The sequence below is a fragment of the Brachybacterium sp. AOP25-B2-12 genome, assembly GCF_052378625.1.
Classification (GTDB): Bacteria; Actinomycetota; Actinomycetes; order Actinomycetales; family Dermabacteraceae; genus Brachybacterium.
Genome location: NZ_JBQSXW010000007.1, coordinates 1 through 14433, shown reverse-complemented (window position 1 = coordinate 14433; position 14433 = coordinate 1). Strand labels below are relative to the sequence as shown.

Genomic DNA, 14433 nt, shown 5'->3' with positions numbered 1-14433 from the left:
CTCGGGCTGTATCGTCGTCCCGTGGTCACCCTCGAGCCCCTGGATCCCGTGGCGCACCGTGATGCCGTCGTCGCCTTCCTGACCCACAACGCCTTCCCCTTCCACAGCGGCGGGACGCCGACGGCCTCCGAGGTCCTCGACCGGCTCGACGGCGAGGGATGGACGCACGCCTGGTGGGTCCGCACGGACCAGGGCGAGCGGGTCGGGATCGCACGCCTGGACGACATCGGCGTCGACGTGGTCCCGGACGAGACGCCGCTGTTCGACCTCCGTCTCGGCGAAGGTCATCGCGGCCGCGGGATCGGCCGCCTCGCGCTGCGGGCGCTCACCGACCAGGTGTTCACCCAGTTCCCGGTGCGCCGATTCGAAGGCTGCACCCGGGAGGACAACCTCGCGATGCGCCGGGTGCTCACCGCGTGCGGCTGGGTCAAGGAGGCGCACCACCGTGAGGCGTGGCCGGTCACGGGCGCGGAGCCGATGGACGCGGTGAACTACGCGGTCCTGCGCCGGGACTGGGAGTCCGGGACGATCACGCCGGTGCGGTTCGACGATCTCCCGACGTGGCGGAGCGGCGTCACGGACCTCGAGGACCGTGACGAGCCTCAGGACGGGTCGTGCACCCGCCGCGCCAGCCCCGGATAGTCCACGACCACCCCGTCGTCATCGACCTCGAGCTCGGTGCGCACGTCCCGGCTGTGGCTCGTGTAGCGGACCAGTCCGGGCGCGGATCCGCTGCCGTAGACCTGGTCGCTGCGCAGCACGCGCAAGGACGGCACGTCGATCCACGCCATCACCAGCGGCGTGTCCGGCACCGACCCGGCCAGGAGGCCCAGACGCCGGATGGGCATGACGTTGGTGAGCGGGCACAGCCCCAGGTCGCAGTCCAGGGCGCCGTCGAGATCCGTGCCCGGGACGATGCCCGGCGCGTCCAGGCCGGACCGGTCGGACCGGCCGGACCGGCCGAGGGCGGTCGCCTCCGACGTCCACTCCCCTGCCGAGGAACGGGCCAGGCCGAGGTGTCGGGACCAGTCCCTCCCGGACGCCACCACGTCGATGCGGCAGGTGCGCCAGTGCTCGTCGACGTCGAGGGTCCAGCCCGTCGTGTACGTCTCCGTGACGGAGGAGCCGGAGGCCCGCATGCCGCTCGTCTCGAACGACACCTGCACGACGTCGGTGCGCGAGGGATCGTCCACTCCGCTCCACTCGTACCGTCGCGTCCTCATGGCCCGAGTCTTCCACCCGGACGGGGTCCCATGCCGTCGTCGGCGGCGCACACTGAGCCCATGACCATCGCGATCACCGGCGGCACCGGGTTCGTCGGGCGCCACCTCGCCGCCCGCCGCTCCCCCGCGGACGCCCGCGCCCTCTCCCGTCGCACCGGGGTCGAGATCGATGATGTCGATGCTCTGACCAACGCCTTCGCAGGCGTCGACGCGGTCGCGCACTGCGCCGGGATCAACCGCGAGATCGGGGACCAGACGTACGAACGGGTCCACGTGCGCGGCACCGCCGCGGTGCTCGAGGCAGCCCGCCGGGCAGGGGTGCGCAAGGCGGTGCTGCTGAGCTTCCTGCGCGCCCGGCCCGGCACCGGATCCCCGTACCACTCCTCGAAGTGGGTGGCCGAGGAGATGGTGCGCGCCTCGGGCCTGGACTACACGATCCTCAAGGCCGGGATGATCTACGGGCGCGGCGACCACCTGGTGGACCACCTCAGCCGCACGGTGCAGACCATGCCCCTGTTCGCCTCGGTGGGCCTGCGCGAGAAGCCGATCGCCCCGATCCCCGTCGCCGAGCTCGTGGATGTGCTCGATGCCGCCCTCGGCGAGCGCCTGGCCCGCAGCACCGTGGACGTGCACGGCGCCGAGACCCTCATGCTGAGTGAGGCCGTGCGGCGCGTCGCCCACGTGCTGGGACGTCGGATCCACGTGGTCCCCGCCCCGGTCGCGTTCCACCGCGCGCTCGGGCACGTGCCCGAGTGGACGATGAAGGTGCCGCTCGTGGCGGCCTCGCAGGTGCGCATGCTCGCCGAGGGGGTCACGCAGGCCACCGGTCCCGCGAGCCGGCTCCCGGAGGATCTGCTCCCGCGGCTGAGGTTCACCGAGCAGCAGATCCGCGCCGCGCTGCCTGATCCCGGCGGGTTCGGCTGGCGGGATCTGCGGGGTCCGTCCTGGATCTCCCTCCGGTAGAGGTTGACCGCCTACCTAGATACACGGTGTACTGAGGCGCATGTCCGAGCACCCGCTGTGGCCGCCCGCGTGGACCCGTGCCGCCCTGGGCACGGCCGTGCTGGCCTGCCTCGAGCACGAGGACCTCCACGGCTACGGCATCGCGACGCGCCTCGCTGCACGGGGATTCGGCAGACCCAAGGGCGGTTCGCTGTACCCGCTGCTGTCCGCCCTCGAGCAGGACGGCGCCCTTCAGGCCACCTGGTCCGCGGGCGACGCCGGCCCGGGGCGTCGCACCTACCACCTCACCGACCACGGCCGTGCGCGGCTGCACGACGAGCGTCGCGACTGGGCGCGCCTGACGGCCGCCCTGGACGCCGCACCCGCCGGCGCGCACCCTGACCCGCACGGGAAGGACGATCGATGACCGACCTCCGCAACCCTGTGGACACGGCGGTGTTCCGCCTGGCCACCGCCCACCCCACCACCTCCGGCGACGACCGCGACTGGGCCGAGCGCGCGGCGGGCATCCTGCTGCTGGACGACGTGGATCCGCCCCGGGTCGCCGAGGCGATCACCGACGCCGCCTCCGAGGTCGAGCGCAGCGGCGCCTCGCCGACCGAGCTCTACGGGGATCCGACGGACTGGGTGCGCCACCAGCAGGAGAGCTGGCGCGAGCAGGGCATCGCCGTGAAGTCACCCCACCGGTACACGGCGCGGGACGTCGTCATCGAATCCCTCCTCATCGGATGCGTCTTCGCCGTCCTGTTCGCGATCGTGTTCCTGATCAGCCGGGCCTGGGATCAGCAGCTGACCCTGGCCCAGGCGCTCGCCCCGCTGGCCCTCGCCGTCGCGACGCGCGCCGTGGGCGTCGCCTTCGAGGCGGTACGGGCGCGGCGCTCGCAGACGGCGGGCGTGATCGCCGCCGCGGGCACGCTCGCCGTCGTCTCCCTCGCGTGCGTGGGGGTGTTCGCGGTGGGCAACGGGGTCCCCCTCGTGGGGACGACGGTGCTCGGCGTCCTCGGCACGGCCGTGCTGTGGGGCGTGCTCTGCTGGATCGTGGCGCGGGTGTGGCCCGAGCTTCCGGCATCCGCGGCCCCGGCGGACAGCGCCCGAGGGGCTCCCCGCGACGACGACGAGGCCTGGCTTCGCGACCTCGGGCAGGCCCTGCGTCGGCGGGGCGATGTGTCCGATGCCCGGGTCGGTTCCATCCAGGCCGAGGCCTTCGTGCACGCCCGCGAGGCGGGCAGGCCCCTGCGCGAGGAGTTCGGCGCACCGGTCGCGTACGCCGCGTCGTTCGGCACGGATCCCCTGGTCAGCAGCCGAAGGACGGCCTGGTGGGCGACCGCCGTCGCGCTCGGGGTGATCGGCTTCGCGGTCTGGTCGTCGGCAGATGCCGGGGCGCTGAACGGCTGGGGCGCGGCATGGGCCGCGCTGACCACGCTCGCGGCGCTGCTGGCGTGGCGGGAGGTCGTGCGGCACCGTCGATGAGGGGCGCGGGTGTTGCCGTCGACCGGCTCACCGCACCGCGTCACCCGGCGGTCGCTCATGGGGCAACCATTTCTCGGCCACCGCCGCCTCGACGTCGATCCCGGCCTGGCGCGCGAACACCAGGCACATGCCGATCACGTCGCCGAGCTCCGCGGCGACCTCCTGCCGCTGCTCCTCGGGGTCCAGTCCCCTGTCCTTGCTCTGCCCGGTGGCGGTGAGATGGGCCTGCGCCAGCTCGCCCACCTCCTCGGTCAGCTTGAGCAGCGCCCATTCGGGAGAGCGGCGGACGCCGTGGATCTCGGCGTAGCGCGCGGAGATGGCGTCGATGCGGGTCGCGAGCTCGTCGAGGTGCACGCTGGCGATGCTACCGAGGCGGACCACCCTGGACACCCCCACCGACCGCGACAGCTACGCCACCGGCGTCCAGGACCAGTTCACCCGGGCTCGCCGCCCGCCCGTGAATCGGGACGATCGGCGATTCCGCGGGCTGGCGAGACGGGCTGCGCGAATCTGCTGGGCAGAACGACGCACAGGTGACCAGGTCAGGTCACCTCGTCGCGTCAGGAACCCTGTGGGCACGTGACCGAGACCTCATGCACGATCTCCCACCCGTCCTCCTCGTCCCACTGCCTGCCGACGGCCACGAACCCGTGGGCCGTGGCCAGCGCCAGGGACGGGGCGTTGTCGGGGCTGATGCTCGCGCGGACGGTCCGCACGACGGGGTGGTCGCGGGCGACGGCCAGCATTGTCCTGAGCGCGCTGCGGGCGTAGCCGCGGCGGCGATGGGCGGGGTCCACGCGGTAGCCGACCTCCACCATCCCGGTGTCATCCGGGGCGCCGTGGAAACCTGCCACGCCCACGGCCACGGGGAGGTCGGGGTCGACGATGAGACGGGTGACCCAGTCGGTGTCGGCCGGGGTCTCGCGGAGTTGCCTGCTGCGTCGCCGCCAGAGCCCCGCGCATTCGGGTCCCGCGAGATATGGGGAGACGGGGGCGGGCAGCGGGTGGTCGATCCTGTCGGCGGCGAGCCGGTCCAGGAGGTCAGCGGGCATACGCTCCAGGCGGACGACGGGCTCGTCGGGCGCAGCGAGCTGCCAGGGGTCGCAGATGGTGGTCATCGTGCTCCAGCCTGCCGCACGCCGAGGCCCATCCGCGGCATCGACCCCCGTGGTGACGTGCGAGGACCTCAGCCCTCCCGGGAACCGCACGATGGCGTTCTCGCCCCCCTGTACTCTCGCCGCATGCTGGACCTGCGACCGAACTGCGAGTGCTGCGACCGGGACCTGCCCCCGAGCGCCGAGGCGTACATCTGCACGTTCGAGTGCACCTGGTGCACCGACTGCGTCGACCGGTTCCCGGGACGGGCATGCCCCAACTGTGGCGGTGACCTGCAGCGACGGCCCACGCGACCGGTGTCGCTGCTGGGGGAGAGCCCGGCCGGGACGCGACGCGTGGTGTCGGCGGACTGCCGGTCGAGGTACGCGGAGACGTCCGCAACTGGGACCGCGTGACGATGCATCGTGTGGTCGCCGGAGCGCTGACGGGACCCGGCGGCGTCCTGGTGGCCCATCGCAGGAGTGATCGGGCCTACTATCCCGACTGCTGGGACCTACCGGGTGGGCACGTCGAGCTGGGCGAATCCGCTCACGACGCCCTGGTCCGAGAGCTGCGGGAGGAGATCGGCGTGCGGGCATTCATGAGCGGGCCGCCGATCGCCACGATCACCTCGGAGGGCGATGACCCGATGCACCTCGACCTCTGGGTCATCTCCCGATGGGTCGGGGCGCCCCGCAATCTGGCACCGGAGGAGCACGACGAGCTGCGCTGGGCGACCGCCGATCAGCTCGCCGCCCTCGACCTGGCGCATCCCCGGTACTGCGCCCTGCTCACATCCCTCATCAAGAACGATCGGGCAGTGTGATCGGGCCCCGACAAGCCGCGTCGCAGAACAGCCCATCGGCACGGTGCCCGGCCTACGACCGCCGCCCCGCGTCGATATCCCGCACATGGATCCGCACGAGGTCCTCGACCAGATCGTCGGGCAGCGTGTGCTCCGGCGTGAAGCGGATGGTGTGCTCGGTGGTGCTGTAGACGGCCAGGCGGTCGGCCAGCTCCTCGATCGCCCAGGAGGACGGCATGAAGCTCAGGTGCTTCTTCGACGCCGTGAAGTGGACCAGCGCGCGACCGCCGTACGTCAGCGTCGGCATGCGATAGGCGATGGTCTCCTCGACACTCGGCTCGATCCGGTGCACCAGGGCGCGGATCCGTTCGAGCTCGGCGCGGAAGGCTGGGTCGACGGCGGCGAGGTAGGCGTCGATGGTGCGAGGCGTGTCGGGTGCGCTCTTCTCCGGCATGGTCCGCACGGTAGTCCCGGACGATGCTCCTGTCTGCTCGTCCCGGCACGGACAATGACGCGATGACTCCCGTCCACCTCACCGGTCTCCTCCGCTGCCGCGACGCCCGCGAGGCGGCGACGGTCGCCCAGCTCCTCCCGCGCCACGTCGAGCTCACCCGCGCAGAACCCGGCTGCGTGTCCTTCGCCGTCACGCGCGGCGAGGACCCGCTGGAGTGGGCCGTGGACGAGGTGTTCGAGGACGCGGAGGCGTTCGGCCGCCATCAGGACCGGGTGCGCGACAACGCGTGGGGGCGCGCCACCGCGCGGATCGTCCGGGAGTACGAGGTCACGGGGATCTGAGGAGCGACCCCAGCCGACGTCACCCCTCGGACGCGCCGTCCCGGTGGCGACGCTTCGCCTTCTCGAAGGACCGCTCCCCGACCACCGTGAGGACGGCCCAGACGGTGCCGAGCGCGAGCGCCGCCAGCACCCCGGGCAGCGTCAGCGAGCCGTCCAGGAGCAGCCACGCGCCCAGTCCCAGGAGCGACACGATCGCGCCGTGCAGGAGGGCTCGCGCCCACAGGGGAGCGCCATGGCGGCCCCGCATGGGCACATCGAAGCACACCGGGATCGAGTTCACGCCGCGAACGGCAGGGCGTGCGCCACACGCGGGCACATGGTGAGCGGCGCGCGACGACGTCCGACGCGGCGCACCGGGCACAATGGGACCCGTGCCCCCCGGTGACCGATCGCTCCGTGCCGTCCGCGGCGCGACCGCGGCGACCGTCACCTCGGCCGTGGCGCTGAGCGGTCACCTCCTCGGCGGCGGAACGATGCCCTCGTGGCTGGGGCTCGCCCTGCCGTGGTGGCTGTCGGTCGCCGTCTGCACGGTGCTCGCGGGCGCTCGGTTCTCCCGTCCCCGCATGATCGCAGCCGTGCTCACGGGCCAGGTGCTCTTCCACAGCCTGTTCTCCCTGGGCGTGGCCAGCGCGTCACCGATCGCGATGACCGACCCGCCCGGCGGTCACCTGGGCCATGGCACCCACCACGCCGTCGCCGTCGCGGCCTCCGCACCGAGCGGCCTCCCGGCGGCGGCCATGACCGACCATGCCGGCCACGGCGGTGCCGCCATGCTCCTCGGGCACGTCCTCGCGGCGCTGATCACGGCGCTGCTGCTGCACCACGGCGAGGCCGTGCTGTTCCGGTGCTTCGGGATCGTGCTGCGTGCGGCGCGACGCCTGCGGCGTCGTGCCGCCGGGCCCGGACCCGTCGTCCTCCCCCGGACCGCCCGGTGCGCTCCCCCACCGCGGCCCACCGACCTCCGTCGCGCCCAGCGCGCGGTCCTCGATCCTCAGCCGCATCGCGGTCCTCCGAGCCTGCGCCTCGCCTGAGCCGAGCCCCCACCGCTGCGACCTCGAGGTCGCTGCGGCGTCGTGCATCGTCCTGCTGACGCAGGCCTCAGGCGCTCGAAGACCCCCCACCACGCGCCGTCGACCACGGCACGTGCCCCCCTCCGGTCCCGCGCTCCTGTCGTGGCGGCGCGCCTCTGTGCGCCCACGACCTCTCGGCGCCGCCGGGCTCACACGAAGAGGATCACCATGTCCCGCACCATCTCGTCCCGTACCCCTGCGTCCCCCACCCCTGTCTCCCCCGCGACGCCGACCCGCCGGGCCGCGCTCCTGTCCGCCCTCGCCCTGCCGCTCACCGCCTGCACCGGCGGCCCCGCGGACAGGGCCACGAGCACCTCCACCGCCTCGGACTCCACGGCTTCGGACTCCGGCACCTCCGCCGGCCAGGTCACCGTGACCGACCCCTGGGTCAAGGCCGCCGAGACCGGCATGACCGCCGCCTTCGGCACCGTCGTCAACGGCACCGGCCGGGACCTGACCCTCGTCTCGGCGTCCACTCCTGCCTCCTCGGAGGTCCAGCTGCACGAGACCACCTCGGACGGCTCCGGGGGCATGAGCATGAAGGAGAAGGAGGGAGGCTTCGAGATCCCCGCCGGCGGGCAGCACGTGCTCGAGCCCGGCGGCGACCACATCATGCTCATGGCGCTCACCCGACCTCTGCTTCCCGGGGACGAGGTCGAGGTGACCCTGCAGTTCGACGACGGCACCTCGGCCCCGTTCACCGCGACCGTCAAGGACTTCACCGGGGCGCAGGAGCACTACGCGCCGGGCGAGGGCCACGCCTCTCCGACCGGCGACGACACGCACTCCGAGGCGTCACGGTGAGCCGCACGCGACGTCCCGACCGCCGCCAGGTGCTGCTCGCCGGGACGGCGGGCGCCGGGCTGCTCGGCGCCGGTGCCGCGGGCGCCGGGATCGACCGCGCACTGCGACGATCCGGGCCTCCGACGGAGGCGCCTCCCGCGCTGCACGGGGCCGAGGCCGTCCCGTTCCACGGCGTGCACCAGGCGGGCGTGGAGACGCCCGCGCAGGCCGCGGCGACGTTCCTCGCCCTCGACCTGCGCGCCGAGGTCGACCGCGCCGCGGTCCTGCGTCTGCTGCGCCTGCTCACCGACGACGCCGCCCGTCTGACGAGCGGTGAGGCCGCCCTGGCCGACACCGAGCCCGAGCTCGCGAGCGATCCCGCACGCCTGACCGTGACGTTCGGCTTCGGACCCGGGCTGTTCCAGCGGGCCGGGCGCACTCCGCCCGCCTGGCTCGCGCCCCTGCCCGCCTTCGCGATCGACGCCCTGCGGCCCGAGTTCAGCGACGGGGACCTGCTGCTGCAGGTCGCCGCGGACGATCCGCTGACCGTCGCCCACACGGCACGGATGCTGCTCAAGGACGCCCGGGCGTTCACGACCGTGCGGTGGGTCCAGCAGGGCTTCCGCCGGGCGCAGGGGACCCAGCGCCCCGACACCACCCAGCGCAACCTGTTCGGACAGCTCGACGGCAGCGCGAACGCCCGGCCCGGCGGCGAACGGTTCTCCCGTGTGGTCTGGATCGAGGACGGGGCATTCGCCGGCGGCACCTCGATGGTGGTGCGGCGGATCCGGATGGACCTCGACACCTGGGACGAGGCCGATCGGACGGCGCGCGAGCAGGCGACCGGCACGACCCTGTCCACGGGCGCGCCGCTGACGGGCACCGCGGAGACGGACACCCCCGACTTCGCCGCCATGTCCGCGCACGGGTTCCCGGTGATCCCGGAGTTCGCGCACATGCGGCGTGCCCGGGGCGTCGACGACGGCGAGCACCAGGAGATCTTCCGTCGGCCCTACAACTACGACGTCCCGCCGCCGGCGGGATCGGACCCGACGGTCTCGGAGTCCGGGCAGATCTTCGTGGCGTTCCAGGCCGATGTCCTGGGGCAGTTCGTGCCCATCCAGCAGCGGCTCTCGGACCTGGACCTGCTCAACCAGTGGACGACGCCGATCGGCTCGGCGGTGTTCGCCGTGCCACCGGGCTGCGCCGAGGGCGAGCACGTGGGCCAGCACGTCCTGGCCTGACCGCAGGAGGCGGGGCGCGCGGGCGGCCGTGCGCCCCGCCTGGCCAGTCCGATGTCTGCGACGGTCGCCGGTCGCGCAGGCCGCACCCCGTGTCACCGCCTCATGGCGGGCGACGCACCTCATCCCCCACTGTTGCCTCATCGAGGCGCCTGCGCCCCCCGACCACTGCCCCACGGCGGCGACATCTCCGTGGCGCCCGTCCGCAGCACGCCGATCACGGCACGCACGGCTGCCCGGGTCGTCGCCGCGCGACGTGCCACGATCTGGACGGTGCGCCGCAGCGGATCGGCCAGGGTGATGGCCCGCACGCCGGGACGATCGGCGACCGCCAGCTGCGGGAGCATCGTGACCGACAGTCCCGCCTCGACGTGCTGCAGGAGTGCCGCATAGCTGCTGAAGCGGCCCGTGACCTGTGGCTCGAATCCCGCCATGCGGCACAGCCGCTCCGCACGATCGGCGAGGTAGGTGCCCGAGGCCTCGAGCGCCCAGCGCTCCGTGGCGAGGTCCGCGAGGGCCAGGCCCGGGCCGAGGTCGGTGCGATCGGCGGCGGCCACGAGCACGAACTCGTCCTCGAACAGCGGCAGCCCCAGCAGCGCCGCATCGACCGGCACCTCACCGTCCCCGAAGTCCGCGGAGACCGCGAGGTCCAGCTCCCCGCGCTGGACGGCCGGCAGGCTCTGATGGGGCTCGGCCTCGAGGATCTCCAGCTCGATCGCGGGAAAGTCGCGCCGGATCGTCCCCGCCGCCGGGATCACGAACGCGCGCAGGGCGCTCGCGAAGGCGGCCAGGCGCACCGGCCCGGTGGGCTCGGCGTGCAGGTTCGCGACCTCGGACTCGACCGCCGCGTGATGGTCCAGGAGCTCCTCGGCCCGCACCGCGAGCATCACCCCCATCGGCGTCAGCGCGATCCGCCGCCCGGTGCGCTCGAACAGCTGGGTGCGGGTCTCCCGCTCCAGGGTGGCCAGCTGCGCCGAGACGCTGGACGGGCTCATGCGGCACACCTCGGCGACGGCGCGCACGGTGCCGCGCAGGTGCAGCTGATGGAGCAGGTGCAGTCTCCACGGGTCGAGCATCGTCGTCTCCTGTTCGCCTGATCCGCACAGGCTATGCGGAATCGTGTGCTGTACGCGCACAGTGCGGCGCTCGTAGGGTCGCGTCATGTCCGCCCCCACCGCGCAGCTTCCGGCCACCTCCGACGTGTGGGCCGAGGTCGACCAGCACCTCATCCGCTACGGCGGCACCTTCACCCCGGAGATCATCGACCGGGCCGAGGGCAGCTTCCTGCACACCGAGAGCGGTCGCCGGATCCTCGACTTCACCTCCGGGCAGATGAGCGCGATCCTGGGCCACTCCCACCCGGACGTCGTCGCGACGGTCCGCCGCCAGATCGGCACCCTGGACCACCTGTTCAGCGGCATGCTCTCGCGGCCCGTCGTGGACCTCGCGCGGCGCCTCACGCAGACGCTCCCGGCGCCGCTGGACACGGCGCTGCTGCTCACCACGGGGGCGGAGTCCAACGAGGCCGCGATCCGGATGGCCAAGCTCGTCACCGGCAAGCACGAGATCGTGTCGTTCGCCCGGTCCTGGCACGGCATGACCCAGGGCGCGGCCGCCGCGACCTACAGCTCGGGCCGCAAGGGCTACGGCCCGGTCTCCGCCGGGAACTTCGCGATCCCCGTGCCCAACGCGTACCGCCCCGACTTCCTCGACGCCGAGGGCGCCCTGGACTGGCGGCGGCAGCTGGACTTCTCCTTCGACCTCATCGACGCCCAGTCCGTCGGCGCCTTGGCCGCCTGCATCGTCGAGCCGATCCTGAGCTCCGGCGGCGTGATCGATCTGCCGCTCGGCTACCTCGCCGCCCTGCAGGCCAAGTGCCGCGAGCGCGGCATGCTGCTGATCCTCGACGAGGCCCAGACCGGGCTGTGCCGCACCGGCGCCTGGTACGCCTTCGAGCGCGACGGCGTGGTGCCCGACATCCTCACCCTGTCCAAGACCCTCGGGGCCGGGCTGCCGCTGGCCGCGGTCATCACCTCCCCCGAGATCGAGCAGGAGGCCCACGACCGCGGGTTCCTGTTCTTCACCACGCACGTCTCGGACCCGCTGGTGGCCGCCGTCGGCAACACCGTGCTGGACGTCCTGCAGCGCGACCGCCTCGACGTGCGGGCCGCCGAGCTCGGCCAGGTGCTCCGCGCCGGTCTGCTGGAGATCCAGGAGCGGCACGCCGTGGTCGGCGACGTCCGCGGACGCGGCCTCCTGCAGGGCCTCGAGCTGGTCCTGGACCGCGAGACCACGGAGGGCTCGGACGCCCTGGGGGCCGATGTCACCCGCCGCTGCCTGGACCTGGGCCTGCACATGAACGTCGTGCAGCTGCCGGGCATGGGCGGCACCTTCCGGATCGCGCCGGCCCTGACCAGCACCGAGGCCGAGATCCGGCTCGGTGTCGAGATCCTCGACGAGGCGATCGGCGCGGCCTCGGCCACGCTCGGCTGACCCCGTCGCCCACCCCAGACCCAGACCCATCGCAACCCCACCCCCGCGAGGAGAAGCACCCCTATGCGCATCGGCATCCCCACCGAGATCAAGAACACCGAGAACCGCGTCGCCATCACCCCCGCGGGCGTCCACGAGCTCGCGGCCCGCGGGCACGAGGTGCTGGTCGAGAGCGGCGCGGGGCGCGGCTCCGGCTTCACCGACGACGCCTACACGATCGCGGGCGCGCGCCTGGCCCCGACCGCCGAGCAGGTGTGGGCCGAGGCCGACATGATCGTCAAGGTCAAGGAGCCCATCGCGGCGGAGTACGGGCTGCTGCGGGCCGACCAGATCCTGTTCACCTACCTCCACCTCGCGGCGTCCCGGCCGTGCACCGAGGCGCTGCTGGACGCCGGGACCACGGCCATCGCCTACGAGACGGTGCAGCTGCCGGACCGCTCGCTGCCGCTGCTGTCACCGATGAGCGAGGTCGCCGGGCGCCTGTCCGTGCAGGTCGGCGCGTATCACCTGATGAGCGCCGCGGGCGGTCTCGGGACCCTGCTGGGCGGCGTCCCCGGGACGCCCCCGGCCAAGGTCGTCGTGATCGGCGGCGGGGTCGCGGGCGAGCAGGCCGCAGCGAACGCCGTCGGCATGGGCGCCGACGTCACCGTCATCGACCTGTCCCTGCCGCGCCTGCGCCAGCTCGAACGCACCTTCGCCGGCCGCATCCAGACCCGCGTGTCCACGCGCTACGAGATCGCCGAGCAGCTGGCGTCCGCGGACCTCGTCATCGGCTCGGTGCTCGTGCCCGGCGCACAGGCCCCCAAGCTGGTCACCGACCAGATGGTCTCGACGATGAAGCCCGGCTCCGTGCTCGTGGACATCGCGATCGACCAGGGCGGCTGCTTCGAGGGCTCGCACGCCACCACCCACGACGACCCCACGTACCGCGTGCACGACTCGATCTACTACTGCGTGGCCAACATGCCGGGCGCGGTCCCCGCGACGTCGACGCGGGCGCTGACCAACGCGACCCTGCCCTACGCGGTGGCACTCGCCGACAAGGGATGGCAGCGCGCCGTCCGCGAGGACACGGGCCTGGCCAAGGGCCTGAACACCCATGCCGGTCGCATCACCCACGCGGGCGTCGCGGCGGCGTTCGGGGCCGAGCTCGCGACCCTGGAGGAGATCGCCTGAGCCGGCGGCACCTCTGACGTCGTCGAAGCCGTCGGGCAGCGGCAGGGGGATCTCGGCGGTGATCTGCGCGGCGACAGGCGCGGGCGCCCCCCGTTCCCAGCGGGTCGACGTCGGCCAGGACGGCGAGGCGCTCGGGCCGGGGAGGTCCTTGGCCAGAGCTCCGCGCCGGGACCCGGGCGCCGACCCATCGGCATTGCTTATGCGTGTCCAAGCCACACGTTTTCACATGGCGTCACAGGGCTTGGCGCCGGATCCCCTCCGCCCCCACTGTCTGATCCATGATCACCCGCCGCACCGCCCTGTCCGCCGCCCTCCTCGCCGGCGTCGCCCTCCCCCTCGCCGCCTGCTCCTCCGGCGGCTCGTCCTCCTCGTCCGATGGCGGCGGCTCGGACCGCATCGTCATCGGGACCGATGACGGCAACGAGCCCCACTGGGAGATCCTCCGCAAGAAGCTCGCCGACGGAGGGATCGACCTCCAGGTGCAGACCATCGGCGACGGGGTCCAGCTGAACCAGGGCGTCCAGGACGGCACCCTGGACGTGAACCTCTTCCAGCACCTCATCTTCCTCTCGCAGTTCAATGTCAACAACGGCGGCACCCTGGTGCCCGTGGGCGCCACCGCGGTGTACCCGCTCGCGCTGTACTCCGACACGTACAAGAAGGTCGACGAGCTGCCCGCCGGGGCGAAGATCGCGATCCCCAACAACCCCACCAACCTCGCGCGCGGCCTGCTGAACCTCCAGAAGGCCGGCCTGCTGACCCTCAAGGACGGCGGCAACGCCCTGTCCACCCCGGACCAGATCACCGAGTCCACGATCGAGCTGCTGCCGGTGGACTCCAACCAGACGGTCACGGCCCTGAAGGACGGCAGCGCGCAGGCGGCGATCGTCAACAACACCCAGGCGCAGAAGGGCGGCCTCGGCGACGAGCTCATCATCTTCAAGGAGGACCTCGACAACCCCGACCTCGCGCCCTACATCAACGCCTTCGTCTCCCGCGAGGAGCTCAAGGACGACTCGCGCTGGCCCAAGCTCGTGGCCGCCTACCACTCCCCCGAGGTCGAGAAGGCCGTCACCGAGCTGAACCAGGGCAACCTCCAGTTCAAGACCGACTGGACCCCCGCCAAGCTCACCGAGGTCCTCACGGGCCTCGAGGACGACCTGCGCGCCTCCAAGGGCTGAGCCCACCACCTGCATCCGATCCACCGTCGGGGCGGCCCCGGCCCCCCCGGGCCCCCCCCGACCGCACGAGGGCGCGACCCGTCGCCCCGGACCCGAAGGGGACCTCATGGTGCCAGCAGTCATCTCCTTGCGAAACGG

Annotated in this window: 19 protein-coding genes; 13 read left to right on the top strand and 6 right to left on the bottom strand. The window is 72.9% G+C overall.

The features are described from left to right. Window positions 1-21: 21 nt before the first annotated feature. Complete coding sequence (locus ACT3TZ_RS06840) at window positions 22-642, top strand: GNAT family N-acetyltransferase (RefSeq protein ID WP_444582655.1); 621 nt, start codon at window positions 22-24, stop codon at window positions 640-642. Here ACT3TZ_RS06840 and ACT3TZ_RS06835 read toward each other — a convergent pair. Further along, window positions 603-1223, bottom strand: a complete 621-nt coding sequence (locus ACT3TZ_RS06835) for a putative glycolipid-binding domain-containing protein (protein ID WP_444582654.1) — start codon at window positions 1221-1223, stop codon at window positions 603-605. The genes ACT3TZ_RS06840 and ACT3TZ_RS06835 overlap by 40 nt on opposite strands. Window positions 1224-1283: 60 nt before the next feature. Between ACT3TZ_RS06835 and ACT3TZ_RS06830 the strand changes: the two genes are divergently transcribed. Genes ACT3TZ_RS06830 through ACT3TZ_RS06820 form a run of 3 tightly spaced genes read left to right on the top strand, consistent with a single transcriptional unit; the run spans window position 1284 to window position 3656 of the window. Then, entirely contained in the window at window positions 1284-2186 is a 903-nt protein-coding gene (locus ACT3TZ_RS06830) for an SDR family oxidoreductase (RefSeq protein WP_444582653.1), read from the top strand. Between the two features lie 40 nt (window positions 2187-2226). Further along, the gene (locus ACT3TZ_RS06825; RefSeq protein WP_444582652.1) at window positions 2227-2592 is read left to right on the top strand and encodes a PadR family transcriptional regulator; all 366 of its coding nucleotides are present in this window, start codon (window positions 2227-2229) and stop codon (window positions 2590-2592) included. Then, window positions 2589-3656 (top strand): hypothetical protein, encoded by a 1068-nt coding sequence (locus ACT3TZ_RS06820; protein ID WP_444582651.1) that lies wholly within the window; start codon window positions 2589-2591, stop codon window positions 3654-3656. Before ACT3TZ_RS06825 ends, ACT3TZ_RS06820 begins: the two co-directional genes overlap by 4 nt. Window positions 3657-3683: 27 nt before the next feature. Here ACT3TZ_RS06820 and ACT3TZ_RS06815 read toward each other — a convergent pair whose 3' ends face one another. Together ACT3TZ_RS06815 and ACT3TZ_RS06810 are read right to left on the bottom strand one after the other, a co-directional pair. Beyond that, complete coding sequence (locus ACT3TZ_RS06815; RefSeq protein ID WP_444582650.1) at window positions 3684-4010, bottom strand: MazG nucleotide pyrophosphohydrolase domain-containing protein; 327 nt, start codon at window positions 4008-4010, stop codon at window positions 3684-3686. A 206-nt stretch (window positions 4011-4216) separates the two neighbouring features. Beyond that, window positions 4217-4774, bottom strand: coding sequence for a GNAT family N-acetyltransferase (locus ACT3TZ_RS06810; RefSeq protein ID WP_444582649.1), 558 nt, complete (start codon window positions 4772-4774; stop codon window positions 4217-4219). 123 nt (window positions 4775-4897) lie between these two features. On the opposite strand from ACT3TZ_RS06810, the gene ACT3TZ_RS06805 reads away from it, so the two are divergent. Together ACT3TZ_RS06805 and ACT3TZ_RS06800 are read left to right on the top strand one after the other, a co-directional pair. Continuing rightward, window positions 4898-5167 (top strand): DUF1272 domain-containing protein, encoded by a 270-nt coding sequence (locus ACT3TZ_RS06805; RefSeq protein WP_444582648.1) that lies wholly within the window; start codon window positions 4898-4900, stop codon window positions 5165-5167. 2 nt (window positions 5168-5169) lie between these two features. Then, window positions 5170-5577 (top strand): NUDIX domain-containing protein, encoded by a 408-nt coding sequence (locus ACT3TZ_RS06800; protein ID WP_444582777.1) that lies wholly within the window; start codon window positions 5170-5172, stop codon window positions 5575-5577. Window positions 5578-5629: 52 nt separating this feature from the next. On the opposite strand, the gene ACT3TZ_RS06795 is transcribed toward ACT3TZ_RS06800, so the two are convergent. Then, entirely contained in the window at window positions 5630-6010 is a 381-nt protein-coding gene (locus ACT3TZ_RS06795; RefSeq protein ID WP_444582647.1) for an iron chaperone, read from the bottom strand. Window positions 6011-6072: 62 nt separating this feature from the next. Here ACT3TZ_RS06795 and ACT3TZ_RS06790 point away from each other — a divergent pair, with 62 nt between their 5' ends. Next, entirely contained in the window at window positions 6073-6351 is a 279-nt protein-coding gene (locus ACT3TZ_RS06790; RefSeq protein ID WP_444582646.1) for a putative quinol monooxygenase, read from the top strand. 19 nt (window positions 6352-6370) lie between these two features. Here the strand turns inward: ACT3TZ_RS06790 and ACT3TZ_RS06785 are convergent, their stop codons facing one another. Further along, the gene (locus ACT3TZ_RS06785) at window positions 6371-6631 is read right to left on the bottom strand and encodes a hypothetical protein (RefSeq protein WP_444582645.1); all 261 of its coding nucleotides are present in this window, start codon (window positions 6629-6631) and stop codon (window positions 6371-6373) included. A gap of 91 nt (window positions 6632-6722) precedes the next feature. Here ACT3TZ_RS06785 and ACT3TZ_RS06780 point away from each other — a divergent pair, with 91 nt between their 5' ends. The 3 genes from ACT3TZ_RS06780 to ACT3TZ_RS06770 all read left to right on the top strand — a co-directional run bounded on the left by ACT3TZ_RS06780 (window position 6723) and on the right by ACT3TZ_RS06770 (window position 9448). After that, window positions 6723-7382 carry a hypothetical protein gene (locus ACT3TZ_RS06780; RefSeq protein WP_444582644.1) on the top strand — a complete coding sequence of 220 codons (660 nt, stop codon included), beginning with the start codon at window positions 6723-6725 and terminating at the stop codon, window positions 7380-7382. A 207-nt stretch (window positions 7383-7589) separates the two neighbouring features. Next, window positions 7590-8225 carry a copper chaperone PCu(A)C gene (locus tag ACT3TZ_RS06775; protein ID WP_444582643.1) on the top strand — a complete coding sequence of 212 codons (636 nt, stop codon included), beginning with the start codon at window positions 7590-7592 and terminating at the stop codon, window positions 8223-8225. Beyond that, window positions 8222-9448: a Dyp-type peroxidase gene (locus ACT3TZ_RS06770; RefSeq protein WP_444582642.1), complete on the top strand. Its 1227-nt coding sequence runs from the start codon at window positions 8222-8224 to the stop codon at window positions 9446-9448. Before ACT3TZ_RS06775 ends, ACT3TZ_RS06770 begins: the two co-directional genes overlap by 4 nt. A gap of 137 nt (window positions 9449-9585) precedes the next feature. Here ACT3TZ_RS06770 and ACT3TZ_RS06765 read toward each other — a convergent pair whose 3' ends face one another. Next, the gene (locus tag ACT3TZ_RS06765) at window positions 9586-10521 is read right to left on the bottom strand and encodes a LysR substrate-binding domain-containing protein (protein WP_444582641.1); all 936 of its coding nucleotides are present in this window, start codon (window positions 10519-10521) and stop codon (window positions 9586-9588) included. Window positions 10522-10606: 85 nt separating this feature from the next. On the opposite strand from ACT3TZ_RS06765, the gene ACT3TZ_RS06760 reads away from it, so the two are divergent. The 3 genes from ACT3TZ_RS06760 to ACT3TZ_RS06750 all read left to right on the top strand — a co-directional run bounded on the left by ACT3TZ_RS06760 (window position 10607) and on the right by ACT3TZ_RS06750 (window position 14295). Next, window positions 10607-11938 (top strand): aspartate aminotransferase family protein, encoded by a 1332-nt coding sequence (locus tag ACT3TZ_RS06760; protein ID WP_444582640.1) that lies wholly within the window; start codon window positions 10607-10609, stop codon window positions 11936-11938. Between the two features lie 63 nt (window positions 11939-12001). After that, the gene (gene ald, locus ACT3TZ_RS06755) at window positions 12002-13114 is read left to right on the top strand and encodes an alanine dehydrogenase (RefSeq protein WP_444582639.1); all 1113 of its coding nucleotides are present in this window, start codon (window positions 12002-12004) and stop codon (window positions 13112-13114) included. 278 nt (window positions 13115-13392) lie between these two features. Next, window positions 13393-14295, top strand: coding sequence for a MetQ/NlpA family ABC transporter substrate-binding protein (locus ACT3TZ_RS06750; RefSeq protein ID WP_444582638.1), 903 nt, complete (start codon window positions 13393-13395; stop codon window positions 14293-14295). Window positions 14296-14433: the final 138 nt, after the last annotated feature.

Bases quoted from the DNA above. Each gene is read 5' to 3' on its own strand.
- ACT3TZ_RS06800 (WP_444582777.1), top strand. From the start codon at position 5,170: ATGCATCGTGTGGTCGCCGGAGCGCTGACGGGACCCGGCGGCGTCCTG.
- ACT3TZ_RS06830 (WP_444582653.1), top strand. From the start codon at position 1,284: ATGACCATCGCGATCACCGGCGGCACCGGGTTCGTCGGGCGCCACCTC.
- ACT3TZ_RS06795 (WP_444582647.1), bottom strand. From the start codon at position 6,010: ATGCCGGAGAAGAGCGCACCCGACACGCCTCGCACCATCGACGCCTAC.
- ACT3TZ_RS06790 (WP_444582646.1), top strand. From the start codon at position 6,073: ATGACTCCCGTCCACCTCACCGGTCTCCTCCGCTGCCGCGACGCCCGC.
- ACT3TZ_RS06820 (WP_444582651.1), top strand. From the start codon at position 2,589: ATGACCGACCTCCGCAACCCTGTGGACACGGCGGTGTTCCGCCTGGCC.
- ACT3TZ_RS06760 (WP_444582640.1), top strand. From the start codon at position 10,607: ATGTCCGCCCCCACCGCGCAGCTTCCGGCCACCTCCGACGTGTGGGCC.
- ACT3TZ_RS06805 (WP_444582648.1), top strand. From the start codon at position 4,898: ATGCTGGACCTGCGACCGAACTGCGAGTGCTGCGACCGGGACCTGCCC.
- ACT3TZ_RS06810 (WP_444582649.1), bottom strand. From the start codon at position 4,774: ATGACCACCATCTGCGACCCCTGGCAGCTCGCTGCGCCCGACGAGCCC.
- ACT3TZ_RS06835 (WP_444582654.1), bottom strand. From the start codon at position 1,223: ATGAGGACGCGACGGTACGAGTGGAGCGGAGTGGACGATCCCTCGCGC.
- ACT3TZ_RS06765 (WP_444582641.1), bottom strand. From the start codon at position 10,521: ATGCTCGACCCGTGGAGACTGCACCTGCTCCATCAGCTGCACCTGCGC.
- ald (WP_444582639.1), top strand. From the start codon at position 12,002: ATGCGCATCGGCATCCCCACCGAGATCAAGAACACCGAGAACCGCGTC.
- ACT3TZ_RS06825 (WP_444582652.1), top strand. From the start codon at position 2,227: ATGTCCGAGCACCCGCTGTGGCCGCCCGCGTGGACCCGTGCCGCCCTG.
- ACT3TZ_RS06750 (WP_444582638.1), top strand. From the start codon at position 13,393: ATGATCACCCGCCGCACCGCCCTGTCCGCCGCCCTCCTCGCCGGCGTC.
- ACT3TZ_RS06775 (WP_444582643.1), top strand. From the start codon at position 7,590: ATGTCCCGCACCATCTCGTCCCGTACCCCTGCGTCCCCCACCCCTGTC.